17 protein-coding genes and 1 pseudogene are annotated in these 21,464 nt (G+C 70.3%); 10 read left to right on the plus strand and 8 right to left on the minus strand.

The genetic code is table 11. The annotated features are described in order from the left end of the window. Window positions 1-58: 58 nt before the first annotated feature. Window positions 59-892 carry an aldo/keto reductase gene (locus QRX50_RS21925; RefSeq protein ID WP_285973779.1) on the minus strand — a complete coding sequence of 278 codons (834 nt, stop codon included), beginning with the start codon at window positions 890-892 and terminating at the stop codon, window positions 59-61. Between the two features lie 27 nt (window positions 893-919). After that, entirely contained in the window at window positions 920-1,690 is a 771-nt protein-coding gene (locus QRX50_RS21930) for an SDR family NAD(P)-dependent oxidoreductase (RefSeq protein ID WP_285973780.1), read from the minus strand. A 154-nt stretch (window positions 1,691-1,844) separates the two neighbouring features. Here QRX50_RS21930 and QRX50_RS21935 point away from each other — a divergent pair, with 154 nt between their 5' ends. Both QRX50_RS21935 and QRX50_RS21940 read left to right on the plus strand, forming a co-directional pair. Beyond that, the gene (locus QRX50_RS21935) at window positions 1,845-2,297 is read left to right on the plus strand and encodes a MarR family winged helix-turn-helix transcriptional regulator (RefSeq protein ID WP_285973781.1); all 453 of its coding nucleotides are present in this window, start codon (window positions 1,845-1,847) and stop codon (window positions 2,295-2,297) included. Between the two features lie 108 nt (window positions 2,298-2,405). Beyond that, on the plus strand, window positions 2,406-3,083 hold the full coding sequence (locus QRX50_RS21940; protein WP_285973782.1) for an MMPL family transporter: 678 nt from the start codon (window positions 2,406-2,408) through the stop codon (window positions 3,081-3,083). 5 nt (window positions 3,084-3,088) lie between these two features. On the opposite strand, the gene aspS is transcribed toward QRX50_RS21940, so the two are convergent. Continuing rightward, window positions 3,089-4,471, minus strand: coding sequence for an aspartate--tRNA(Asn) ligase (aspS, locus tag QRX50_RS21945; protein WP_285973783.1), 1,383 nt, complete (start codon window positions 4,469-4,471; stop codon window positions 3,089-3,091). A 716-nt stretch (window positions 4,472-5,187) separates the two neighbouring features. Between aspS and QRX50_RS21950 the strand changes: the two genes are divergently transcribed. From QRX50_RS21950 to QRX50_RS21975, 6 genes are read left to right on the plus strand one after another with little or no spacing between them, the layout of a single operon-like run. Next, window positions 5,188-6,417 (plus strand): ROK family transcriptional regulator, encoded by a 1,230-nt coding sequence (locus QRX50_RS21950; RefSeq protein ID WP_285973784.1) that lies wholly within the window; start codon window positions 5,188-5,190, stop codon window positions 6,415-6,417. Then, window positions 6,414-7,922, plus strand: a complete 1,509-nt coding sequence (locus QRX50_RS21955) for a sugar ABC transporter ATP-binding protein (RefSeq protein ID WP_285973785.1) — start codon at window positions 6,414-6,416, stop codon at window positions 7,920-7,922. The genes QRX50_RS21950 and QRX50_RS21955 overlap by 4 nt, the downstream gene beginning before the upstream one ends. Then, entirely contained in the window at window positions 7,919-8,929 is a 1,011-nt protein-coding gene (locus tag QRX50_RS21960; protein WP_285973786.1) for an ABC transporter permease, read from the plus strand. Before QRX50_RS21955 ends, QRX50_RS21960 begins: the two co-directional genes overlap by 4 nt. Then, window positions 8,926-9,954 (plus strand): substrate-binding domain-containing protein, encoded by a 1,029-nt coding sequence (locus QRX50_RS21965; RefSeq protein WP_285973787.1) that lies wholly within the window; start codon window positions 8,926-8,928, stop codon window positions 9,952-9,954. The genes QRX50_RS21960 and QRX50_RS21965 overlap by 4 nt, the downstream gene beginning before the upstream one ends. Before the next feature lie 11 nt (window positions 9,955-9,965). Further along, window positions 9,966-11,129 carry a Gfo/Idh/MocA family protein gene (locus QRX50_RS21970; protein ID WP_285973788.1) on the plus strand — a complete coding sequence of 388 codons (1,164 nt, stop codon included), beginning with the start codon at window positions 9,966-9,968 and terminating at the stop codon, window positions 11,127-11,129. A gap of 15 nt (window positions 11,130-11,144) precedes the next feature. Continuing rightward, window positions 11,145-12,152, plus strand: coding sequence for a sugar phosphate isomerase/epimerase family protein (locus tag QRX50_RS21975; RefSeq protein WP_285973789.1), 1,008 nt, complete (start codon window positions 11,145-11,147; stop codon window positions 12,150-12,152). A 16-nt stretch (window positions 12,153-12,168) separates the two neighbouring features. Here the strand turns inward: QRX50_RS21975 and QRX50_RS21980 are convergent, their stop codons facing one another. The 4 genes from QRX50_RS21980 to xylA all read right to left on the minus strand — a co-directional run bounded on the left by QRX50_RS21980 (window position 12,169) and on the right by xylA (window position 15,415). After that, window positions 12,169-13,122, minus strand: coding sequence for a cytochrome P450 (locus QRX50_RS21980; protein ID WP_285973790.1), 954 nt, complete (start codon window positions 13,120-13,122; stop codon window positions 12,169-12,171). 178 nt (window positions 13,123-13,300) lie between these two features. Next, the gene (locus QRX50_RS49625; RefSeq protein ID WP_353074131.1) at window positions 13,301-13,606 is read right to left on the minus strand and encodes a tryptorubin family RiPP precursor; all 306 of its coding nucleotides are present in this window, start codon (window positions 13,604-13,606) and stop codon (window positions 13,301-13,303) included. Further along, a complete protein-coding gene (locus QRX50_RS21985) occupies window positions 13,566-14,159 on the minus strand; it encodes a hypothetical protein (RefSeq protein ID WP_285973791.1) in 594 nt (197 codons plus the stop codon). The genes QRX50_RS49625 and QRX50_RS21985 overlap by 41 nt, the downstream gene beginning before the upstream one ends. A gap of 107 nt (window positions 14,160-14,266) precedes the next feature. Continuing rightward, window positions 14,267-15,415, minus strand: coding sequence for a xylose isomerase (gene xylA, locus QRX50_RS21990; protein ID WP_285973792.1), 1,149 nt, complete (start codon window positions 15,413-15,415; stop codon window positions 14,267-14,269). A 140-nt stretch (window positions 15,416-15,555) separates the two neighbouring features. On the opposite strand from xylA, the gene QRX50_RS21995 reads away from it, so the two are divergent. Further along, complete coding sequence (locus QRX50_RS21995; protein WP_285973793.1) at window positions 15,556-16,722, plus strand: ROK family transcriptional regulator; 1,167 nt, start codon at window positions 15,556-15,558, stop codon at window positions 16,720-16,722. Between the two features lie 95 nt (window positions 16,723-16,817). Next, the gene (locus QRX50_RS22000; RefSeq protein ID WP_285973794.1) at window positions 16,818-17,633 is read left to right on the plus strand and encodes an MIP/aquaporin family protein; all 816 of its coding nucleotides are present in this window, start codon (window positions 16,818-16,820) and stop codon (window positions 17,631-17,633) included. Here QRX50_RS22000 and QRX50_RS22005 read toward each other — a convergent pair. After that, a pseudogene (locus tag QRX50_RS22005) lies at window positions 17,630-20,856 on the minus strand (S8 family serine peptidase). The gene QRX50_RS22000 and the pseudogene QRX50_RS22005 overlap by 4 nt on opposite strands. Between the last annotated feature and the right edge of the window lie 608 nt (window positions 20,857-21,464).

Here is a 21,464-nt window from a genome sequence, read left to right on the forward strand (position 1 = left end):
GGGCGGCTCCCCACGAGGGAAGCCGCCCGTTTCACTTCATGCCAACGTCAAGGCGACCTCACGCCACGTCGAACGTGTCCGGGTCCGGCCCCGTGCGCAGGCCGCGGTCGAGGGCCGAGAGGGCGGCGAGGTCGTCGTCGGTGAGGGTGAAGCCGAAGACGTCGATGTTCTCGGCCACGCGTGAGGGTGTGACGGATTTCGGGATGACCACGTTGCCCAGCTGCAGGTGCCAGCGCAGCACCACCTGGGCAGGCGTCTTACCGTGGCGCGAGGCCACCTCGGCGACGGCCTGCTCGCCCAGGAGGTCGCCGCCCTTGGCGAGCGGGCTCCAGGCTTCCGTGGCGATGCCGTGGTCGGCGTGGAAGGCGCGCAGCTCCTGCTGAACGAGGTACGGCGACAGCTCGATCTGGTTCACGGCCGGCACCACGCTGCCCTCGTCGAGGATGCGGCGCAAGTGCGACGGCTGGAAGTTGGACACGCCGATGGCGCGCACGCGGCCGTCGGCGTACAGCTTCTCCAGCGCCTTCCACGTGGCGACGTACTTGTCGCGGGCGGGCAGCGGCCAGTGGATGAGGTAGAGGTCGAGCTGCTCGAGCCCGAGGGCGGCGACGCTGGCGTCGAAGGCGCGCAGCGTCTGGTCGTAGCCCTGGTCGCTGTTCCACAGTTTGGTGGTGATGAACAGTTCGTCGCGGGTGATGCCGGATTCGGCGAGCGCCTCGCCGACGGCGGCTTCGTTGCCGTACGCGGTGGCGGTGTCGATGCTGCGGTAGCCGGCGCCCAGTGCGGTCTTGACCGCGGTCTTCGTCTCGGCGGGCGGTACCTGGAAGACGCCGAAGCCGAGCTGCGGCATCTCGACGCCGTTGTTCAACTTGGTGACTGGAACGTTGGTCAACTCAAAACCCTTCGGTAGCAAAGAAACTCAGGGAATGATCGCCGACGCGACCCCGCCGTCGACGCGCAGAGCGCCCCCGGTGGTCGCGGCGGCCTGGTCGGAGGCGACGTAGGTGATGAGGTTCGCCACCTCCTCCGGGCGGATCAGGCGGCCCAGCAGGGAGGTCGGACGGTCCTGGGCCATGAACCGCCGCTCGGCCTCGGCGAAGTCGAGGTCCGGGTACAGGCTGCGCACGAACTCGCGCACGCCCTCGGTGAGCGTGGGTCCGGGCAGCACGCTGTTGACGGTGACGCCCGTGCCGGCCACCTCCTGCGCCATCCCGCGGGACAACGCCAGCTGGGCCGTCTTCGTCATACCGTAGTGGACCATCTCGGTCGGCGGCTGAACCGCCGATTCACTGCTGACGAAGATCACCCGGCCCCACCCGCGATTCACCATCCTGGGTGCGTAGTGCCGCGTGAGGCGCACGCCCGAGAGCACGTTGACCTGGTAGATCCGCAGCCATTCGGCGTCGCTGATCTCGAACACCGGGATCGGCGAGAAGACGCCCGCGTTGTTCACCAGCACGTCCACGTCCGGCAGCTGCTCGACGATCTCGGCCACGCCCTCGGCCGTGCCGACGTCGGCGGCGATCCCGCGCACGCCCAGGCGCTTCGCGACCTCGTCGACGCGGTCGGCGTCACGACCGTTCACCACCACGTCGGCGCCCGCGGCGGCGAGCGCGGCGGCCGCGGCCTCGCCGATGCCGGCGGTGGACCCGGTGACCAGGGCGGTGCGCCCGCTCAGGTCGATGTTCATCGGGTGGATACCCCTTCCTGCGTTCGCGAGTACAGTGACACCAGACGATTACGAGCGTCAGCAATACTTGCACACGCGGTTATTTGCACACGCTCGATAGTGCCCGAAGGGTGAACTGCCCGCAACCGCGGGTGTCGGCGAGAAGGGGTGAACCGTGTCACTGGCTGACGACGCCGTGGAGGCCCGGGCGCAGGGCTGGCGCACTCTGGCCGCGTTGCACGCGCGCATCGAAGACCGGCTGCAGCGCGCGCTCGAGCGCGACCACGAGCTGTCGGTGAGCGAGTACACCGTGCTCGACGTGCTCGCCCGCCAGGACGGCTTCCACCTGCGGATGAACCAGCTGGCCAACGCCGTGGTGCTGAGCCAGTCGGCCACCACCCGCCTGGTGACGCGGCTCGAGGATCGCGGCCTGCTGTCGCGTTACCTCTGCCCGACGGACCGGCGCGGCATCTACACCGAGGTGACCGTCGCCGGCCGCGAGCTGCTCGACGAGGCCCGCCCGACTCACGACGCCACGCTGTCGGCCGCGCTCGCCGAGGCCGAGGAGCTGCCGGAGCTGGCGCCCCTCGTCGGCGCGCTGGGTTCACTCGCCTTCGCGAAGCAGTAACACACCGTCACCATCCGGCCGGGGCCGTCCGAGGACCTTCGGCCCTAGGCCTACACCATTCGCCGCGTGAGGCTGAACCGGGAAAACTTCCGGAAGCCAAGTGGCGAAATGACGGAAAACGCTCGTACCACGGAAGAATCACCCGCCGGAATCCTCGAGCGCCTCGGCCGCTGGTGCGCCGGGCACCCGTGGCCGGTGATCGTGATCTGGATCCTCGTGCTGGCCGGCTCGACAGTGGCCAACAACCTCGTGGGCGGCACATACAGTGACGACTTCAGCCTGCCCGACGCCGAATCCGGAAGCGGCAGCACCGTGCTCGCCGAGCACGGCATCGTCGGCGGATCCAACAGCGCACGTCTGGTCTTCACCATCGACTCCGGCACGCTGAGCGGCCAGAGCGCGGCCATCGAGCAGGCCGCGGCGCAGGTTCGTGCCGTGCCCCACGTCGTGTCGCTGTCCGATCCGCTCGCGCCGGGCACCACCGCGCCCGACGGCCGCGTCGCCTTCGCCAACATCCAGTTCGACGACAAGCCCGCCGCGCTCGGCGGCGATCTCGTCGACGGCATCGACAAGGCCACCGACCCCGTCCGCGCGACCGGCGTCCAGGTCGACTACAGCGGCGCGCTCGGCAAGGCGGCCGAACCCGGCAGCGGCGACCTGCGCTCGGAGTCTGTGGGCATCCCGCCTTGGCTGGATCGGCTGTTGCCGCACCTCGAGCCTGAGCCTGAGGGGGTGCCGAAGCCGGTGACTCCTTCGCCTTCGCCGGAGTCGGCACCGTCCACTTAGGTCTCTTACGGCCGCAGTCGGTGCAGGTCGCGGGGGAACAGCGTCGTGCCGCGGATGTTGGGTACCTTCAGGACCCGCGCGACCCAGCGTTCGAGGCCGATGGCGAAGCCGCCGTGGGGTGGCATGCCGTGCGCGAACGTTGCCAGGTAGTCGCGGTACTGCTCCGCTTCCGGGCCTAGGGCGGCGAGGTAATCGGCGTGGTGGTGCAGCCGTTGGCCGCCGGTGACCAGTTCCAGGCCGCGGAAGAGGAGGTCGAAGCTGTTGGACAGCTCCGGCGCGCTCGGGTCGGGGTGGGTGTAGAAGGGGCGTTTGGTCATGGGGTAGCCGGTGACGTAGAGGAATTCCGAGTTGTGGTTGTCCAGCGCCCATTCGCCGAGCCGGCGTTCGTCCTCGGGGGAGAGGTCGGGTTCGGTGCTGTGCAGGATCTCCTGTGCTGCGGGGTAGGAGATGGTCGGGATCGCGGCGGGGACGGCCGGCGCTTCGGGCCCGACCGCGGTGGCCATCTCGGCGATGACGTCCCGCAGCACAGCCATCACGTCGCGATGGTCGGTGATGAAACCGAGTTCCGCGTCGAGGCTCGTGTACTGCGCGAGGTGGCGCGCGGTGTCGTGGGGTTCGGCGCGGAAGACCGGGCCGACTTCGTAGAAGCGTTCGAAGACGCCGACCAACGCCTGTTTGAAGAACTGCGGTGACTGGGCGAGGTAGGCGGGTTTGCCGAAGTAGTCGAGTTGGAAGACGTTGGCGCCGGATTCCGTGCTGGTGGCCACGATTTTGGGTGTGTGAACCTCGGTGAAGCCGCGGTGGTCGAGGGCGCGCCGGAACGCCGCGACGCTTCGGGCCGCGATCTCGTGGCGCCGCTTCAGCTCGGGATGCCTGAGTGCGACGGCCGCGTTGTCCAGCACCGTGGGCAACGCGGCGGGAATCGTCGGCCGGTAGAGGTCGAATGGCGGCCGTTTCTCAGGTGTGGCAAGGACTTCGATGGTCGCTTCCACGATCTCGATGCCGCCGGGTGCCTGTTTGTTGGCTACGACTCGTCCGGTGACCTCGACAACGGTTTCTTCGCTCAGCTGCGCGATTTCGGTGCCGTCGGAAAACTTGTCCACACCCGCGCCGAGTTGTGGGCAACTCGGGCGCATTTCGGCTTGGTGCCCGTTTTTGTCGGGGGTGGGCGATAGAATTGACTCGGGGACGCCCCCCTGGGAGGGCGGGGGCGTGTTCGGGCCGGGGTGAGGCGGCGCACTGAACACCACCTGAGCCAGCCCCGTCCGGTCCCGGATCACCAGGAACGGCACGGATTTCAGGGCGCGCCGGCGGTGGAGCCAGCCGGCGATGGTCACGGTGGCGCCCGCGTGCGCGGGCAGGTCGGCCACCAGGGTGCGAGGGGACATCCACTCTCCTCGAGTGAACTGGGCGAACCCTTGGGGGTGCGGGCGAGAAGGGAACTCGCGGTACCACCGCACCTTCGCCGCCGGGACAACGGCAGCCTCGAAAACTGAGCCCGGTGTCGGGGGCCGGCCGGCGGGGCATTGCCTCCCCGCTACTCGGGAGTGTCTTCGCGGCGGGGGCGCGGCGCCGCCTCTCAGCGATGGCGGCTCTCTGTGGGCGCGGAACCCCGCGCTACTCGGTTCCGTCAGCGCGTTGGGCGGAAGTGTAGGCACAGGCGACACTGAACGTCGCGCGAATAAATCCGGAGCCGTGCAGGACTTTCGACTTGCCGCGCCGAACGGTGACAAACAGCCGTTTCCAACGAATTCCCACGCAGCCACCCCGCGGCGTTCACCCGGGTGGCCCAGCGGCCGACGCGAAGCCGTCCGGCCGGCTCATCCGGGCGACTGAAGCCGAACGGGTGAGTGGTTCGGGCGTCGATTGTCTCAATCGGTGCTCCATCCGAAGGACTGCCCACGCCGCCCCGAAGAACAGTTTCCCCAGGTCACGTCGGCAATTCGGGCCTTTTGCCGGGATCGTTACCATCCCTCCATCGTTGACCCCTCCGTTCGCGCTGACCTAATTTGTTGCCCCACCAGACGAACTTGGCGGTGTCGGCGTGGACTCCTCCCTGCCTCTGAGACCCGTCGGCCCACCGCGGCCGGCGGACCAGGCCTCGGTGCGGCGCAGCAACCTCGCGCTCGTGCTGCGGCACCTGCGTGACGCGGGGCCGCGGTCGCGGGCGGGCATCGCGGCGGAGACGGGCCTGAACAAGGCCACGGTGTCGAGCCTCGTCGCGGAGCTGGTCGAGCGCGGGCTGGCGCGGGAGGGCGAGCTGGACCGCGCGGGGTCGGTCGGGCGGCCGGGCACGATCGTGGAGCTCGACGGGCGTGGGGTGGGCGGAGTGGGCGTCGAGGTGAACGTCGACTACCTCACCGCGCTGGCCCTGGATCTCACCGGCACCGTCCTCTTCGAACAGCGCGTGGCGCTCGACGTGCAAGCGCTTCCTCCGGCCAAGGTCCTCGACGCGACGGCCGAACTGGCCGCGAGAGCGCTGCGGGAGTGCCGTCGCCTCAAGGTCGCGCCGGTCGGGCTGACGCTGGCGATTCCGGCCCTCGTCGACGTGGAGGCCGGCACCGTGGCGTTCGCGCCCAACCTGCACTGGACCGACGTCCCCGTGGTCACCGGCCTGACCGAACGGCTCACCCAACGCCTGGGCCGCCTGGGATTCCCGATCCGCATGGCCAACGACGCCAACCTCGGCGCGCTCGGCGAGCACGCGATGGGCAGCGTCGCCGGCACCGCGGACCTCGTGTACCTCACCGGCGAGATCGGCGTCGGCGGCGGCGTGATCTCCGGGGGCCGGCTCCTCGGTGGCGCGGAAGGGTTTTCCGGCGAGATCGGCCACATCCAGCTCGACCCGAACGGCCGGCGCTGCGGCTGCGGCCGGCGCGGCTGCTGGGAGACGATCGTGGGCCTCGCCGGGATGCTGCGGCTCGCGGCCGAGCCCAACGACCCGGTGCACGATCCGTCGCTGGACCTCGAACAGCGCCTCGACATGCTGCGCCGCCGCGCGGAGCTGAAGGATCGCCGCACGCTCGACGCACTCGCCCAGGTGGGCACCGGGCTCGGCATCGGCGCGGCCGTGCTCGTGAACGTGTTCAACCCGCGCGTGGTGCTGCTCGGCGGCTATTTCGCGCAGCTCGGCCCATATCTGCTCGGCCCGATGATGGCCGAGCTCAAGGCCCGCGTGGTCGCGCCCGACATCGGCGGTTGCCGCGTGGAGCTGTCGTGGCTGGGCTTCTCGGCCGCCTCGCGCGGCGGGGCCAACGTGGCGCTGGACGCCGTGTTCGACGACCCCGCACGGGTCGCCGCCGGAGCTGGAGCTGGGGAGAGGGACAGCGGATGACGCTTCTCGAAATGACCGGGATCGGCAAGGGTTTCCCCGGCGTGCGCGCCCTCGACGACGTCGAGCTGAGCGTGGCCGAAGGCGAAGTGCACTGCCTGCTCGGCCAGAACGGCGCCGGCAAGTCCACGTTGATCAAGGTGCTCGCCGGCGCCCACCGGCCCGACACGGGGGAGATCCGTGTCGGCGGCGAGCCCGTGGAGCTGCCCAACCCCACCGCCGCCATCAAGTGCGGCATCGCGACGCTGTACCAGGAGCTCGACCTCGTCGACGGGCTTTCCGTGGCGGAGAACATCTTCCTCGGCCACGAGCAGGCCAGCGTGGGCTGGGTGCGCCGCACGACCATGCGAGCCGAGGCGCGGAAACTCCTGGATCGCCTGGGCCACCGCGAGATCCGCGTGGAACGCGAGGTCGGCTCCCTCTCGGCCGCGGGCAAGCAGATCGTGAGCCTCGCCCGCGCGCTGTCACTCGACGCGCGGCTGATCGTGCTCGACGAACCCTCGGCCGTCCTCGCCAGTGACGAAGTCGCGAACCTCTTCCGCGTGATCCGCGGCCTCACCGAACGCGGCGTTGCCGTCGTCTACATCTCCCACCGGCTCGAAGAGATCCGCGAGATCGGCGACCGCGTCACGGTCCTGAAAGACGGCCACACCGTGGCCACCGGGCTCCCGGCCCGCACCACGCCGACCACCGAACTGGTCGCGCTGATGACCGGCCGCCGCGTCGAGTACCTCTTCCCGCCCCGGCCGGCCGAAGACGTGTTCGACGACCGCCCGGTGCTGCTGGAGGTCGAGAACCTGACCGTGGCCGGCTCGTTCGAAGACGTGTCGTTCACCGTGCGGGAAGGCGAGATCGTCGGGCTCGCGGGGCTGGTCGGGTCGGGCCGGTCCGAAGTCCTGGAAACCGTCTACGGCGCGAGGAAACCCACCACCGGCCACGTGAAGCTCGCCGGCAAACCATTGCGGAAAGGCGTGACCTCAGCCGTCCGCGCCGGCCTCGGCCTCGCGCCGGAGGAACGCAAGAGCCAGGCCCTGCTGCTCCAGGAATCCGTGGCCCGCAACGTCTCCCTCGCCTCGCTGCGCCGCTACGCGCGGTTCGGCTGGTTCAATTCCCGCGCCGAGACCGCCGCCGTCCGCCGCCACACCGAGGCCCTCGACCTGCGCCCGCCCGACATCCGCCGGCCCGCGGGCAAGCTGTCCGGTGGCAACCAGCAGAAGGCGGTGCTCGCGCGCTGGCTGCTCAAGGGCTGCCGTGTGTTGCTGCTCGACGAGCCGACCCGTGGCGTCGACGTCGGCGCGCGGGCCGAGCTGTACCGCGTGATCCGCGACCTGGCCGATTCCGGCGTCGCGATCGTGCTCGTCTCCAGCGAGCTGCCGGAGGTGCTCGGCCTGGCCGACCGGGTGCTGGTGCTGCGCGAAGGCCGCGTGCTCACCGAGGCGCGCGGGCGCGACCTCGACGAATCGGCCGTGCTGGATCTCATCCTCGAGGAGCAGGAGCGTGCGGAATGAACGCTGACCAGGCGGTGGCACCCGAGCCTGCGCGCCGGTTCTCGGTGCGGCTGCGGGAGGCACGCAACCTCGGGCTGGTCGGGGTGCTGGCCGTGCTGGTGCTGATCGGCGCGCTGACCGAACCGGGCCAGTTCCTCACCACCGGCACGGTGGTGCTGGTGCTCACGCAGGCGTCGGTCATCGGCGTGATCACCGTGGGCATGACGTTCGTGATCATCGGTGGCGGCATCGACCTGTCCGTCGGGGCGGTGGTCGCGCTCGCGACGGTGTGGGCGACCACGCGCTCCACCCAGCAGTTCGGCATCACCGGGATCGTGTTCACCGCCGTGGCCGTCGGAGTCGGCTGCGGTCTGGTCAGCGGGCTGCTCATCGCGTACGGGCGCCTGGTCGCGTTCATCGGCACGCTGGCGATGCTCGCATCGGCCCGCGGCCTGGCGATCCAGCTCTCGCAAGGGCGCACGCAGACGGTGACGTCGAGCAACCAGGCGCTCGTCGACCTCGGCTACCAGGACAGCTACGTGCTCGGCATCCCGCCGCTGGTGCTGATCTTCGCGGCCGTCGCGCTCGTCGGCTGGCTCGTGCTCAACCGCACCACCTTCGGCCGCCGCACCTACGCGATCGGCGGCAACCTGGAGGCCGCGCGCCTGGCCGGCATCAACGTGAAGCTGCACACCTGCCTGCTGTATGTCCTTTCCGGACTGTGCTGCGGCATCGCCAGCGTGATGCTGATCATCCTCACCTCCAGTGGCACGTCGGGCAACGGCAACCTCTACGAGCTCGACGCCATCGCCGCGGTGATCATCGGCGGCACCCTGCTCTCCGGTGGCCGCGGCACCCTCGTCGGCTCCGTGCTCGGGGTGCTCGTGTTCACGGTCATCAGCGTGCTGTTCACCCTCAACAACCTGCCCACGGCCGTGCAGCAGCTGGCCAAGGGCGTGATCATCGTGCTCGCCGTGCTCGTGCAGCGGCGGGCTTCGCTCTACTCGAGTGAGAGGACCACCCGATGAACACCGACATCCGCCGCCGTGCGTTCCTGACCGGAGCGACCCTTGCGGGCGTGGGCGCGCTCGCCGCGTGCACGAGCAACGAGGAACCACCACCCGCCGCCGCGACCGCTCCCCAAGGCGCCCAGGACGCGCCGGGCAAGCGAGTCACGGTCGGGTTCGCCGGGCCGCAGGCCGACCACGGCTGGCTCAACGCGATCACCGTCAACGCGCGAGCCGAAGCGCAGCGTCATTCCGATGTGGAGCTCGTCGTCGCCGAAGGCTCGAACGACGCCGCCACGCAGTCGGCGCAGATCGACGCGCTGATCAACCGCAAGGTCGACGTGCTCGTGGTGCTGCCGGCCGACGGCAAGCAGCTCACGCCGGCCGGGCGCAAGGCGATGGACGCGGGCATCCCCGTGATCAACCTGGACCGGATCTTCGATTCGCCGCAGGCCTACCGCACGTGGGTGGGCGGGGACAACTACCGAATGGGCGTGAACGCGGGCAACTACATCGGCCAGCAGCTCAAGGGGCAGGGCACCGTGCTCGAGCTCGCCGGCATCGACACGCTCGAGCTCACCGCCCAGCGCACCCAGGGCTTCGACGACGCGCTGGCGAACTACCCGGGTATCCGCAAGGTCGGCCGCGCCGCCGCCGAGTTCACCGTGCCGACCGGGCAGGCGCGCATGGCCGAGCTGCTACAGGCGCACCCGCAGTTCAACGCGATCTGGAACCACGACGACGACCAGGGAGTGGGCGCGCTGCAGGCCGTGCGCCAGGCCGGCCGGTCGGACTTCCTGATGGTCGGCGGCGCCGGGTCGAAGGCCGCGATGGAGGCGATCAAGAGCGACAACTCCGTCCTCAAGGCCACCGTGCTCTACCCGCCGACGATGGCCGCGTCCGCCGTGCGCCTGGCGCGGCTGCTCGGGCAGGCGAAGGGCGTGTCGGACCTGGCGGAGCAGGAGATCCCCGCTTCGGTGACCACGTTCTCGGCGGTCGTGACGAAGGAGAACGTGGACAAGTACCTGCCGGTTTCGTTCGAGTGAAAGGGCTTTCGATGGCCGGGCAGATCGGCGTCGGGATGGTGGGCTACGCCTTCATGGGCGCGGCCCACTCCCAGGCCTGGCGGACCGTGCACCATGCCTTCGACGTGCCGCTGACACCGCGGATGGCGGTGCTGTGCGGACGTGACGCCGCGGCGGCGTCGGCTGCCGCGGAGAAGCTCGGCTGGGCTTCCGTGGAGACGGACTGGAAACGGCTTGTGGAGTCGGACGAGGTGGGGCTCGTCGACATCTGCACGCCGGGGGACACGCACGCGGAGATCGCGCTGGCCGCGCTCGCGGCCGGCAAGCACGTGCTGTGTGAGAAACCGCTGGCCAACACGGTCGCCGAAGCCGCGGCGATGGCCGCTGCCGCCGAGGAAGCGGCCGCGCGCGGGGTGCGGTCGATGGTGGCGTTCAACTACCGGCGGGTGCCGGCGCTGGCGTTCGCGCGGTCGCTGGTGGCCGACGGGCGGCTGGGGGAGCTGCGGCACGTGCGGGCGCAGTACCTGCAGGACTGGATCGTCGATCCCGAATTCCCGCTGGTGTGGCGGTTGCAGAAGGAGCGCGCGGGGTCGGGCGCTCTCGGCGATATCGGCGCGCACATAGTGGATCTCGCGCAGTTCCTGACGGGGTCACGGATTTCGGGCGTGAGCGCGGTGACGGAGACGTTCGTCCGGGAGCGGCCGCTGGTGGCGTCGTCGTCGGGGCCGGCGGCTTCCTCGGGGTCCGCCCGGGGTGAGGTGACGGTGGACGACGCCGCATTGTTCACGGCGCGCTTCTCCTCGGGCGCGCTGGGCAGCTTCGAAGCGACGCGGTTCGCGGCTGGGCGCAAGAACTCGATGCGCATCGAGCTGAACGGTTCCGCGGGCAGCCTCGCCTTCGACTTCGAGGCCATGAACGAGCTGCACTTCCACGACCACACCCTGGACCCGTCGGTCGCCGGGTTCCGCCGGATCCTCGTGACCGAGCCCGAGCATCCGTACGTCGGGGCGTGGTGGCCGCCGGGTCACGGCCTGGGTTACGAGCACACCTTCACCCACGAGGTGCGCGATTTCCTCGTGGCGCTCGGCTCGGGCACCGACCCGGCGCCGTCGTTCGCCGACGGGCTGCAGGTGCAGCGTGTGCTCGACGCGGTGGAACGCAGCGCCGCCGCCGATTCCGTGTGGACCGTTGTCTGATCAGGAGGTTTTTCGATGGCACGACCGCTGACGCTGTTCACCGGGCAGTGGGCCGACCTGCCGTTCGAGGAGGTCTGCCGCCTCGCGAGCGGGTGGGGTTACGACGGCCTCGAGCTCGCCTGCTGGGGTGACCACTTCGAAGTCGACAAAGCGCTTTCCGACGGCGGGTACGTGCAGTCCAAACTGGACACCCTCGCCAAGTACGACCTTCGGGTGTGGACGATCTCGAACCATCTGGTGGGCCAGGCCGTGTGCGACCACCCCATCGACGAGCGCCACGAGGCCATCCTGCCCGCCCGCATCTGGGGCGACGGCGCACCGGAGGGCGTGCGGCAGCGGGCGGCCGCGGAGATGCAGGACACCGCGCGGGCGGCCGCGTTGCTGGGGGTGTCCACTGTGGTCGGTTTCACGGGATCGTCGGTCTGGCACACCGTGGCGATGTTCCCGCCGGTGCCGCAGTCGATGATCGACCGCGGCTACGAGGACTTCGCGGCGCGCTGGAACCCGATCCTCGACGTGTTCGACGAGGTCGGCGTCCGCTTCGCCCACGAGGTCCACCCGAGTGAGATCGCCTACGACTACTGGACGACCGTGCGCACGCTGGAGGCGATCGGCCACCGCCCGGCCTTCGGCCTGAACTTCGACCCGTCGCACTTCGTCTGGCAGGACCTCGACCCCGTGGGGTTCCTGTGGGACTTCAAGGACCGGATCTACCACGTGGACTGCAAGGAGGCCCGCAAGCAGCTCAACGGCCGCAACGGCCGGCTGGGCTCCCACCTGCCGTGGGCCGACCCGCGCCGCGGCTGGGACTTCGTGTCCACCGGCCACGGCCACGTCCCGTGGGAAGACGTCTTCCGCATGCTCAACGCCATCGCCTACGACGGCCCCGTCTCCATCGAATGGGAAGACGCCGGCATGGACCGCCTGACCGGCGCGCCGGAGGCGCTGGAGTTCGTGAAGCGGCTGAACTTCACACCCCCGACGGCGGCGTTCGACGCGGCGTTCTCGTCGAAGCGGGACTGAGGCCGGTCGGCGGTGTTCATCGGGAGTGGCGGCCGACCCGTACGCCGGTGGGTTCCATCAGCCCGGCGAGCGGCACGGTGGCCTGGGTCTGCCGGGGGTCGACCGAGTAGCCGTCGCGGCGCAGGAGGTCGAGCAGCCGTTCGGCCAGCGGCATGACCATGCGGCGGCCCCAGCAGCGTTCGTTCGAGTGGCCGAACGGCAGATAACCCGGGTGGGTCTCGGGGTCGAGGTCGCGCCAGCGCTGCGGCCGGAACTCGTCGGGAGCTTCCCACAGGCGCGGGTCGCGGTGGCTGAGCAGGGGGAGCAGGAGCACATCGTCGTCGAGGCCGATCCTGCTGTCGATTTCGGAGAACTCCGGCGATGCCCGGCGCAGGATGTTCCACGACGGCGGCAGCATCCGCAGTGCTTCGTGGATGAGGTGAGCGTTCGGCACGTCGTCGTCGAACGGCGAGCCGAGCCAGAGTACGGCGGTGACGGTCGCGGCGATGGTGAAGCAGATCGGGCCCGCGACCCGTCGGTACAGGAACAGCGCGCGCCGTCGCTGCTGGTAGCCCGTCGCGTTGGCGGTCAGGCCGGCGACCGAGGACAGCGGGTCGTCCGGTTGCGGGCGGCCGGGCAGCGCGGCACCGGTGGCGACCACGGTCCAGGTCAGTTTGGGCGTCAGCTCCAGCGAGCGATCCACCAGCACCTTGAGCCGGTACGGGTCGGGACCGAACACCAGGTCGCGCAGGTAGTTGTGCCCGACGAGCGGCCATTCGCCGGAAAGGTCGACGTGGTCCTCGAGGGGGGTCTTCAAGGCCGTCCGCACGTCGTGCCCCAGCGCCTGCATCAGTGCGGAGGACTCACGTCGCTCGACGGGTTTCCCGCTCACCGGTTTGAACGTCGGCCGTTCGACGTCGGTTGCCGGCCGGGCCCGCAACACCGCGTCCATCGCCTCGGCGCCCGCTACTCCGATCGTGTCTTTCTCCAACCGGAAAACATCTGCGCCGCGATACTTCCGCAACAAGTTTTCGAGTCGCGGGCTGAATTTCGTCTGCCGCGAGAGGCGGCCTGCTTCTGAAATGCTCACAACCGTCCTCGAAGTCGGGCCGCGGCGCCCGGTCGGAAACCGGACGCCGCAGCACAAAAGTCGACTATCTGGTTACCGCTCAGATCCACTGGTACCAGGCGAACGCCTTCAGGCTCTTGTGTCCGGAGAGCTTGTTCTTGAGGAAGAATGCGAGCTTCATAAACAGAACCTCCCTTTGTCGAACTGGTGACCATCGGCCGCCAGCTGCCACCATTTCGTGGCTTGTCAACGAGTACCAGGAAGGTTTGTTGTCATCAACGGACAAGTGTGATCGCGCAACACTCGACGGGTAAAACGGGCGGCCGGCATTTTCAGCAGGCAATTGCGCCGTTACAGTGCCTCCGCTACCGGTTCGCCGGCACGGCCACTGGCGCCGCATGGGCATCGGCGGCCACCCGGTTGCCGACCATGATCACACCTGCCACCAGCGCCAGGCCGGCGCACACGATCCCGATCACGGCCAGCGCCTTCATCGGCCGCCGCCCCACGCAGCCCGCGATCCCCAGCGCCAGCCCGACCACGGCGAACGGAAACGCGATCCACACCCGCACGTTGTCCAGCGGCAAGGGCAGGAACGGCACCACCAGCCCGAGAACGCCGAACACCAACGCGAGGACGGCGGGGGTGACGTTGCCTTCGCCCGGCTTCGGCTGGAGAGTCGCGGGCTGTCCGGCCCACTGCTGGGGAACGCCGGGCTGTTGCTGCTGGGGAGAGCCGGGCTGCTGCGGCGCTCCGGCGAACCCTGCGGCGGCCGGCTGTTGCGCCGCTCCGGCCGGAGTACTCCACGCCTCCTGCGTCCCGCCACTCAGCCGCCCGGCCTCGTACGCGGGCGGCTGCCCCGGCGTGTACCGCAACACCGGCCCTTGCGGCGGCGGCGGGAAGCTCGCGTCCGGCTGGGGTTCCGGCGCGTCCGGGCTCTGCTGTGGACCGTCGATCATGGTGGGGACTCCTCGGTGGCGGGGACCGTGCTGGCGAGTACACAAGATAGTCGTCCGGACCACCTCGCGACCAGCAAACGGCCTACCCCGCCACCGGGGAAAATCCGTCACCGGGTGCCGAGCAGGTGCTCCAACGCCAGCTGGTTCAACCGGGTGAAGTGATACCCCCGCTTACCCGCCGCCTCGACGTCGAACGAGTCCGCCGCCAGGTCGTCGAGAGTCTCACCAGGGGCCACCGTCGGCACTGACAGCTCGTCGACGCGCGAAGCCGACAGCGCGGCGGCCACCTCGGGGTCCGCCCGGAACGCGGCGGCCTTTTCCTTCAGGATCAAGTACATCCGCATGTTCGCGGCGGCCGAGTCCCACACGTCGGCGGCGTCCTCGGTGCGCGGCGGCTTGTAGTCGAAGTGGCGCGGGCCGTCGTAGCCGGCGGTCTCCAGCAGGTCCACCAGGAAGAACGCCGACGTCAGGTCGCCGTGGCCGAAGATGAGGTCCTGGTCGTACTTGGGGCCGTGCTGGCCGTTGAGGTCGATGTGGAAGAGCTTGCCCTGCCACAGGGCCTGCGCGATGCCGTGCACGAAGTTCAGGCCGGCCATCTGCTCGTGGCCGACCTCGGGGTTGAGGCCGAACAGCTCCGGGCGCTCCAGCTGCGAGATGAGGCCGAGCGCGTGCCCGATCGTGGGCAGGAGGATGTCGCCGCGGGGTTCGTTGGGCTTGGGCTCCAGGGCGAACCGGATGCCGTAACCCTGGGACACGGCGTAGTCGGCCAGGAGGTCGAGGCCCTCCTTGTAGCGGTCCAGCGCGGCGCGCACGTCCTTCGCCGCGTCGGACTCGGCGCCTTCGCGGCCACCCCACAGCACGTACGTGGAGGCGCCGAGCTCGGCGGCCAGGTCGAGGTTGCGGCGCACCTTCGTCAGCGCGTAGCGGCGGATGTCGCGGTCGTTGCTGGTCAGGCCGCCGTCCTTGAACACGGGGTGCGTGAACAGGTTGGTGGTCGCCATCGGCACCTTCAGGCCCGTGGCCTCCAGCGCCGCCTTGAACTTCTTGATCGCCGTGTCGCGGTCGGGCTCGGTGGCGAGCAGGTCGTCGTCGTGGAAGGACACGCCGTAGGCGCCCAGTTCGGCCAGGCGGTGCACGCTCTCCACCGGGTCCAGCGCCGGCCGCGTCGCCACGCCGAACGGGTCGGCGGCGGGCCAGCCCACGGTCCACAGGCCGAACGAGAACTTGTCGTCCGGAGTGGGCGCGAAGTCGGTCATGACGGTCCCCTTCAATCCAGTTTCAGTCCAGTGCACCATTTAGTTCACGTTGTAGACTAAATATGCGCCCCGGAGGCCCGCCCGTCAAGGGCCACCGCTTCACCGGGGCCTCGGTACAGTTCCGGAAGGAGGCCACGGGGATGACGCAGGCGGTGCGGCACGACTCGATGCGCGCGCGCAACCTCGAGCTGGTGCTCGGCGAGGTCGCCGGGCGCGGCCCGCTCACCCGCGCGGCGCTCGCGGAGCTCACCGGCCTCACCAAGTCCACCGTGTCGAAGCTCGTCGGCGACCTGCTCGACGCCGGTTTCCTCGCCGAGACCGGCCCGGCCCGCGCGGGCGAACGCGGCCGTCCCGGCGTCGAGGTCGTGCTCTCCGGCGCGCGCGTGGCGTCGCTGGGGCTGGAGATCAACGTCGACTACCTCGCCGTCTGCCTGCTCGACCTCGCCCGCACCGTGCGCTTCACCGAACGCCGCGAGCGCGACAACCGCGGTTCCCGCCCCGAGGAAGTGCTGGGGGAGCTGCAAAACCTCGCCGAGGCGGCCCTCGCCGCGGCGGAAGACCTGACCGTCGCCGGCGCCGTCCTCGCCGTGTCCGGCCCGGTCGGCGACGGCGTGCTGTTCAGCGCCCCCAACCTCGGCTGGAGCGACGTCCGCGCCGCCGACATGCTGCACCTGCCCGTGTCCGTCACGCTCGACAACGAGGCCAACCTCGGCGCGCTGGGCGAGCTCTGGTTCGGCGCCGGCCCGTCCGACTTCCTGTTCGTCTCCGGCGAGGTCGGCATCGGCGCCGGTCTGGTCGTGGACTCGGCGCTGTTCCCCGGCACCCATGGCCTCGCCGGCGAGCTGGGCCACGTCGTCGTCTCCCCGAGGGGCCCGCGCTGCCGCTGCGGCGCGTCCGGCTGCCTGGAAACCTATGCGGGACAAGAGGCTCTGCTCGAAGCCGCGGGCGTGGCGAGCGTCCACGAGCTGCTCGGCAACCTCGGCACGAACGATCCCGCCGCCGTCCAGGCCACCACCGCGGCGGGCGAAGCGGTCGGCCTCGCGCTGTCCTCGGCCGTCAACCTGCTCGACCTCGACCACGTGGTGCTCGGCGGTGTCTTCGCCCCGCTGTTCCCGTGGCTGGCGCCCGCCGCGGAAACCGTGCTGGCCGACCGCCTGGGCCGGCTGCGCGGCTCCGTCCCGACGCTCGCACCGTCCACTGTGGGCGGTGACGCCGCCACCCTGGGCGCGGCCGGGCGCACGATCCACCACGTGCTGGCCGACCCGGGACCGTTCCTGACCCCGGCTCATCCCCGACGGGTGAGGTGACCGCGGCACCGGCGGGCCGACGGTGACGGCGAAGCCCCCGAAGCGAGGTGTTCGATGACGCCCAGCCGACTGCCCGGACAGCCGACCAGGCGCGCGTGCGCCACGCCGAAGTCGCGTTGCGCTCGATGGGCCAGCCGAACTCCGTGGCCGGCGAGTTCGACTTCTGGAACGACCGCTACGAGGGGCGGCGGTTGTTCTCCGAGCTGTTCGGCACCTTCCTGCTGGTCCTCGTCGCCGTGGGCGGCGGAGTCGTCAACGCCCGGTTCGGCGGCTCGGTGATCCTGACGTCGGCGCAGGTCGTGGCCCCGGCGTTGATGGTGGCCGCGATCATCCTGTTCATGCGCACGGTCCCCGGCGCCCACCTCAACCCGGCGGTGACGCTGGCGTTCGCGACGCGCGGTGACTTTCCCTGGAAACGCGTGCCCGCCTACCTCGTGACGCAGTTCGTCGGCGCGGCGCTGGCCACGCTGCTGCTGTGTGTGCTGCTCGGCAAGCAGGGCGACGCCGGGCTGACGCTGCCCGGCAGCGGGATCAGCACCGTCACGGCGATGCTGTGGGAGCTCGTGCTGACCACGGGCCTGGTGAGCGTGATCCTGGGCAGCGCCTCGGGCGCGCAGCAGGTGGGGCCGTCGGCGGCGATCGCCGTGGGCAGCTACATCGCGCTGGCCGGGCTCTGGGGAGCGGCGGTCAGCGGCGCGTCGATGAACCCGGCGCGCTCGTTCGGGCCCGCGCTGGTGCGAGGCGACTGGACGTCGTGGTGGGCCTACCTGGCCGGCCCGATCGCCGGCGGCCTCATCGCGGTGGGGATCGCCTACATCCTGCGCGGCCGCGGTGGCGGCCGCAGCGGCGAGAAGGCGGCGCAGGGTGTGCTTCCGGGGAGCGCGGCGGCGCGCTCCCCGGAGAACACCTAGCTCACCGAGCGCACCAGCACGATGCCGCCGCCCACGGTCGCGCCCGCGTCGTCGACCACCGAGAGCTGGCCGCGCAGCACGCGGCCGGCGCCGGAGCGGCCGAGGCCGTCACGACACCCGGCACGGTCCACGTGGTGCCCGAGGCGTGCGCGGCGACCGGGTCGGTCACCGTGACGCCGCCGAACGACGGGTTCACGAACACGTCCAGGTAGTCGTACGCCGTGGTCCCGGTGGGCACGGAGTACCCGTCGACGACCGCGACCCAGCCGCCCGCGGCCGGGTTCTGGATCGTCACCGACTCCTCGGAGTCACCGTCGGCGCTCTGGCCCGCGAGGACGCACGAACCGCTGCTGCAGTTGTACACCGAAAGGTCCAGGTCGGCGGCGGTGTCGGCGGTGTTGCCGATCGTGACCGTCAGCGAGGATGAACCCGGCAGCACATTCAGCTGCGTCTGCGAGGAGGCGTCCTGGGCGATCGTCGGCCGCGTGATCTTCGCGCTGCCGAACGTGCTGCCCACCACGTGCCCGGTGAACGCCTTGAGCGAGTTCTTCACCGTGTACGTGCGATCCACCGCGGCACCCAGCGGAGCCGACGCGAGGTCGTCCGGATTCGGCGTGATCGCGGTGCCCAGCGCGGAAACCGTCAGCTGGTACGGCGCGGTGTCCACATCGGACGTCCGCCGCGCCTCCACCGTGATCTCCCAGACGCCCGGCAGCGGGTTGGTCAGCGTGCGGCTGGTCGGTGTGCCGCCGATGCAGCCCGCGCCCGCGTCGGGGTTGTAGCAGTTGGTGGAGGTGTTGCTGTCGACCGGAACGCCGGTAGGGTCGTAGCGCAGGAAACGCACCTGGCCCTTGCCCGGGTCACCGCCGCCGGTCAGGTCGACCTGCAGCGAGCTCGCACCCTGCGGCACGCGCAGGAAGTAGCTCACCGACTGGTTGCGCGCGATCTTGCCCGACGCGGTGAAGATGCCCGACGAGGCGAACTCGGCCGGCGCGAAGACCGTGTTCATGGTCTGCACGTCGACGCCGACCGTCAGCGGGTTGTCCAGGTACAGCAGTGCCGAATGCGCACCGGCCTGTTCGGGGTTCACCTTCACCTGGAAGGAAACGGCCTTGTTGAGTGGCAAAGACACCAGGGAACCCGAGGAGAATGTTCCGTCGTTGCCCACCCAGCGTGCGAAATACACCACCGGGTGTGAAGAACCGGACGTGCGTGTGAGCGTGTACGTGCGCGTGTAGGACTTCCCGACGGTCACGCCCTCGCGGTCGTGGATGCCGACGCCGACGCCCGGGGTGGGCTTGAGCAGGTTCGCCTGCACGGTGTGCACGTCGACGGCGGTGGTCACCGTGTCCGGCTTCGGGTTCAGCGACAGCGCGACCCAAGCGGCGGGTACGTTGAACAGCCCGGCGCCCTGTTCGTAGGCGCCGATCCCCGGCACGAACCGCGCCGTGGACTTGATCGCCGAACGCAGCGCCGCGACCGGCGGACGCTGGCCGTGGTGCGTCGCCTTGTACGCGCTCACCAGCAGCGCCGCCGCACCCGTCGCCTGCGGCGAGGCCATCGACGTGCCCTGCAGCATCGCGTAGCCGGCGGGCAGCTCGTACGTGCCCGCGACCGGACCCGGCGCCTCCCATCGCGGCACGGTGGAGATCGCCGCGCCGGGCGCGATGATGTCCGGCTTGAAGCCACCGTCTTCGCGCGGGCCGCGCGAGGAGAACGGGTGCAACGCCTCGGCGGTCTTCACCTTGGAGCCGTAGTTCGACAGCCACGTCTCGCGCGTGATGTACGAGCCGACGCTGATCGCGTCCGTGGCCACCGACGGGTCGCCGACGGAGTTCGCGCCCGCGCCGGAGTTGCCCGCGGAGATGAAGATCTGCACGTTGTACTCGGCGATGGTGCGGTTGTAGAGCTCCGCGCGCGCGTTGTTGCCGTCGTTGAGCGCGGGCAGGCCGCCGATGGAGATGTTGATGACGTCGGCGCCGTGGCTCGCGGCGTAGACCACGCCGTCGAGCAGACCGCTGGAGGTGCAGGATTCCGTGGTGAGGCACACCTTCACGGCCATCACGTTCGCACCCGGGGCGGCGCCGTCCATCTTGCCGCCGAAAAGGTCGTTGCCCGTCGCGATGCCGGCCACGTGCGTGCCGTGCTCGGCGCCCGCGATACCGATGTTCACGAAGCCCGGCTTGTCGGTCTGCACCACGAACGCCATGCGCTCGGCGCGGTCGGTGGCCGGGTTGTCGGTGCCGAAGTAGCCGACGTCGAAGTTCTTGGCGTAGTCCGACATCGGCTTTTCGTCGGTGAAGTCGCCGTCGCCGTCGAGGTCCACGCGCACCTGCTTGGTGGCGGTGTCGAGCAGCACGCCCCACGAGTCGGTGCGGTCACCGTCGCGGTCGAGGTCGCCGCCGGTCTCGCTGCCGGCGCCGCCGAGGTCGCCCGCGGTCTCCTTGAACAGGCCGAGGGTGTACGGGCCGCCGGTGGCGGGCGCGGTCCAGTCGCGGCCGTTCGACGCGAACGTGCCGGTGTAGGTCTGGGTGGACTGCTGCACCCATGTGCCGTCCCCGGAGTTGGTGGCGTTGGCGTTGTACCAGTCGACGATCTTGCGGTCGCCGTGGCTGGTCTTGGCCAGCGCGGGGCTGTCGAGGTCGACGCCGGAGTCGAGCACGGCGACGGTGGTGCCCTTGCCGTCCCAGCCGCCGAAGGTCTGGCCGAACTGCGCGGCGTAGGTGTCGCCGGTGGGCAGGTAGGGGTTCACGCGCGAGGTGTTCTTGCCCGGAGCCGGCTGCGGGACGGGGTTGGCCGCGCCTTCGGGCTTCGGGTCGTCGCGGTGGATGAGGCCGTCGACGTCCACGGCGTTCACCGACTTGAGCTTCGCGGCCTTCTCGGCGTTCGCGACGGGCACGGCGACCTTGACGTAGTCGAGCTTCGCGTCCGTGGACTCGACCACACCGCCGAGGGCCTTGAGGTCGTTCACGGCGGCACTCGAGCGCCCGCGCTCGGCGGCGACCAGCAGCGTCACGGTGCGCTTGCCGGCCCGCTGGGCCTCGGCGACAAGCGCGCGGTCGGAGTCATCGAGGGTCTTGCCGTCAGTGGCGGTGGGGTTTCCGGGAGACGAAGGGGGCTGCGCGGCGAGCGCAGCGGGCACCCCGACGGGGGCGACGCCGAGGGCGGTGGCGAGGAGGATGATCCCGGCCCGCCGTCTCCAGCGTGATCTCTGCTGTGTCATCGGAGCAGTACACAGGTCGGGACCATCCGCATCAATCAGACAGTCAGCCTATCGGCCGCAATTCGACGTGAGACGAACGGCCTAACGCCAACCACCGCTCGCGCCCCGGGCCTTGCACCCCCGGCAAGAACCTGGGGCTCGCACCCCCACAGACCGCACGACGAGCGACATTGGTCCGCTCTTCCCCAACCAATCCCCACCCGAGCGACGCCGTCCCACCAAGGTGCCCACCGCGGGCGGTCCGGGGACGAAGCCCTCCGAGCGGGCCCGGGGTTGCACCCCCCGACATACGACGAGCGACATTGGTCCGCTCTTCCCCAGGAATTCCCACCCGAGCGACGCCGTCCCACCGTGGTGACCACCACTGGGGGTCCGGGGGCGAAGCCCTCCGGGCGGGCCCGAGGGTTGCACCCCCGGAAATACGACGAGCGAGCACGGTCCGCGCTCTCCGCGGACACACTCCACCCACTCGCTCGTGGCAACCGAGGGAGTCGAACCCTGCGCGGCTTGTGAAGGCGGCGCCCCTGACCGGCCCTGACCCTTCGGCGGGCGACGGCTGCCGAGTACTTTTGTCAACACTACGGGAGTACCCCGGCATTCCCGTAGCC

This window comes from Amycolatopsis sp. 2-15 (genome assembly GCF_030285625.1).
Classification (GTDB): domain Bacteria; phylum Actinomycetota; class Actinomycetes; order Mycobacteriales; family Pseudonocardiaceae; genus Amycolatopsis; species Amycolatopsis carbonis.

What these genes read in the sequence shown, in the direction of transcription:
- xylA (WP_285973792.1), bottom strand. Translation starts at nt 15,415, where the DNA reads ATGACCGACTTCGCGCCCACTCCGGACGACAAGTTCTCGTTCGGCCTG.
- aspS (WP_285973783.1), bottom strand. Translation starts at nt 4,471, where the DNA reads ATGTCCCCTCGCACCCTGGTGGCCGACCTGCCCGCGCACGCGGGCGCC.
- QRX50_RS21930 (WP_285973780.1), bottom strand. Translation starts at nt 1,690, where the DNA reads ATGAACATCGACCTGAGCGGGCGCACCGCCCTGGTCACCGGGTCCACC.
- QRX50_RS49625 (WP_353074131.1), bottom strand. Translation starts at nt 13,606, where the DNA reads ATGCCCATGCGGCGCCAGTGGCCGTGCCGGCGAACCGGTAGCGGAGGC.
- QRX50_RS21995 (WP_285973793.1), top strand. Translation starts at nt 15,556, where the DNA reads ATGACGCAGGCGGTGCGGCACGACTCGATGCGCGCGCGCAACCTCGAG.
- QRX50_RS21955 (WP_285973785.1), top strand. Translation starts at nt 6,414, where the DNA reads ATGACGCTTCTCGAAATGACCGGGATCGGCAAGGGTTTCCCCGGCGTG.
- QRX50_RS21960 (WP_285973786.1), top strand. Translation starts at nt 7,919, where the DNA reads ATGAACGCTGACCAGGCGGTGGCACCCGAGCCTGCGCGCCGGTTCTCG.
- QRX50_RS21985 (WP_285973791.1), bottom strand. Translation starts at nt 14,159, where the DNA reads ATGATCGACGGTCCACAGCAGAGCCCGGACGCGCCGGAACCCCAGCCG.
- QRX50_RS21965 (WP_285973787.1), top strand. Translation starts at nt 8,926, where the DNA reads ATGAACACCGACATCCGCCGCCGTGCGTTCCTGACCGGAGCGACCCTT.
- QRX50_RS21970 (WP_285973788.1), top strand. Translation starts at nt 9,966, where the DNA reads ATGGCCGGGCAGATCGGCGTCGGGATGGTGGGCTACGCCTTCATGGGC.
- QRX50_RS21940 (WP_285973782.1), top strand. Translation starts at nt 2,406, where the DNA reads ATGACGGAAAACGCTCGTACCACGGAAGAATCACCCGCCGGAATCCTC.
- QRX50_RS21975 (WP_285973789.1), top strand. Translation starts at nt 11,145, where the DNA reads ATGGCACGACCGCTGACGCTGTTCACCGGGCAGTGGGCCGACCTGCCG.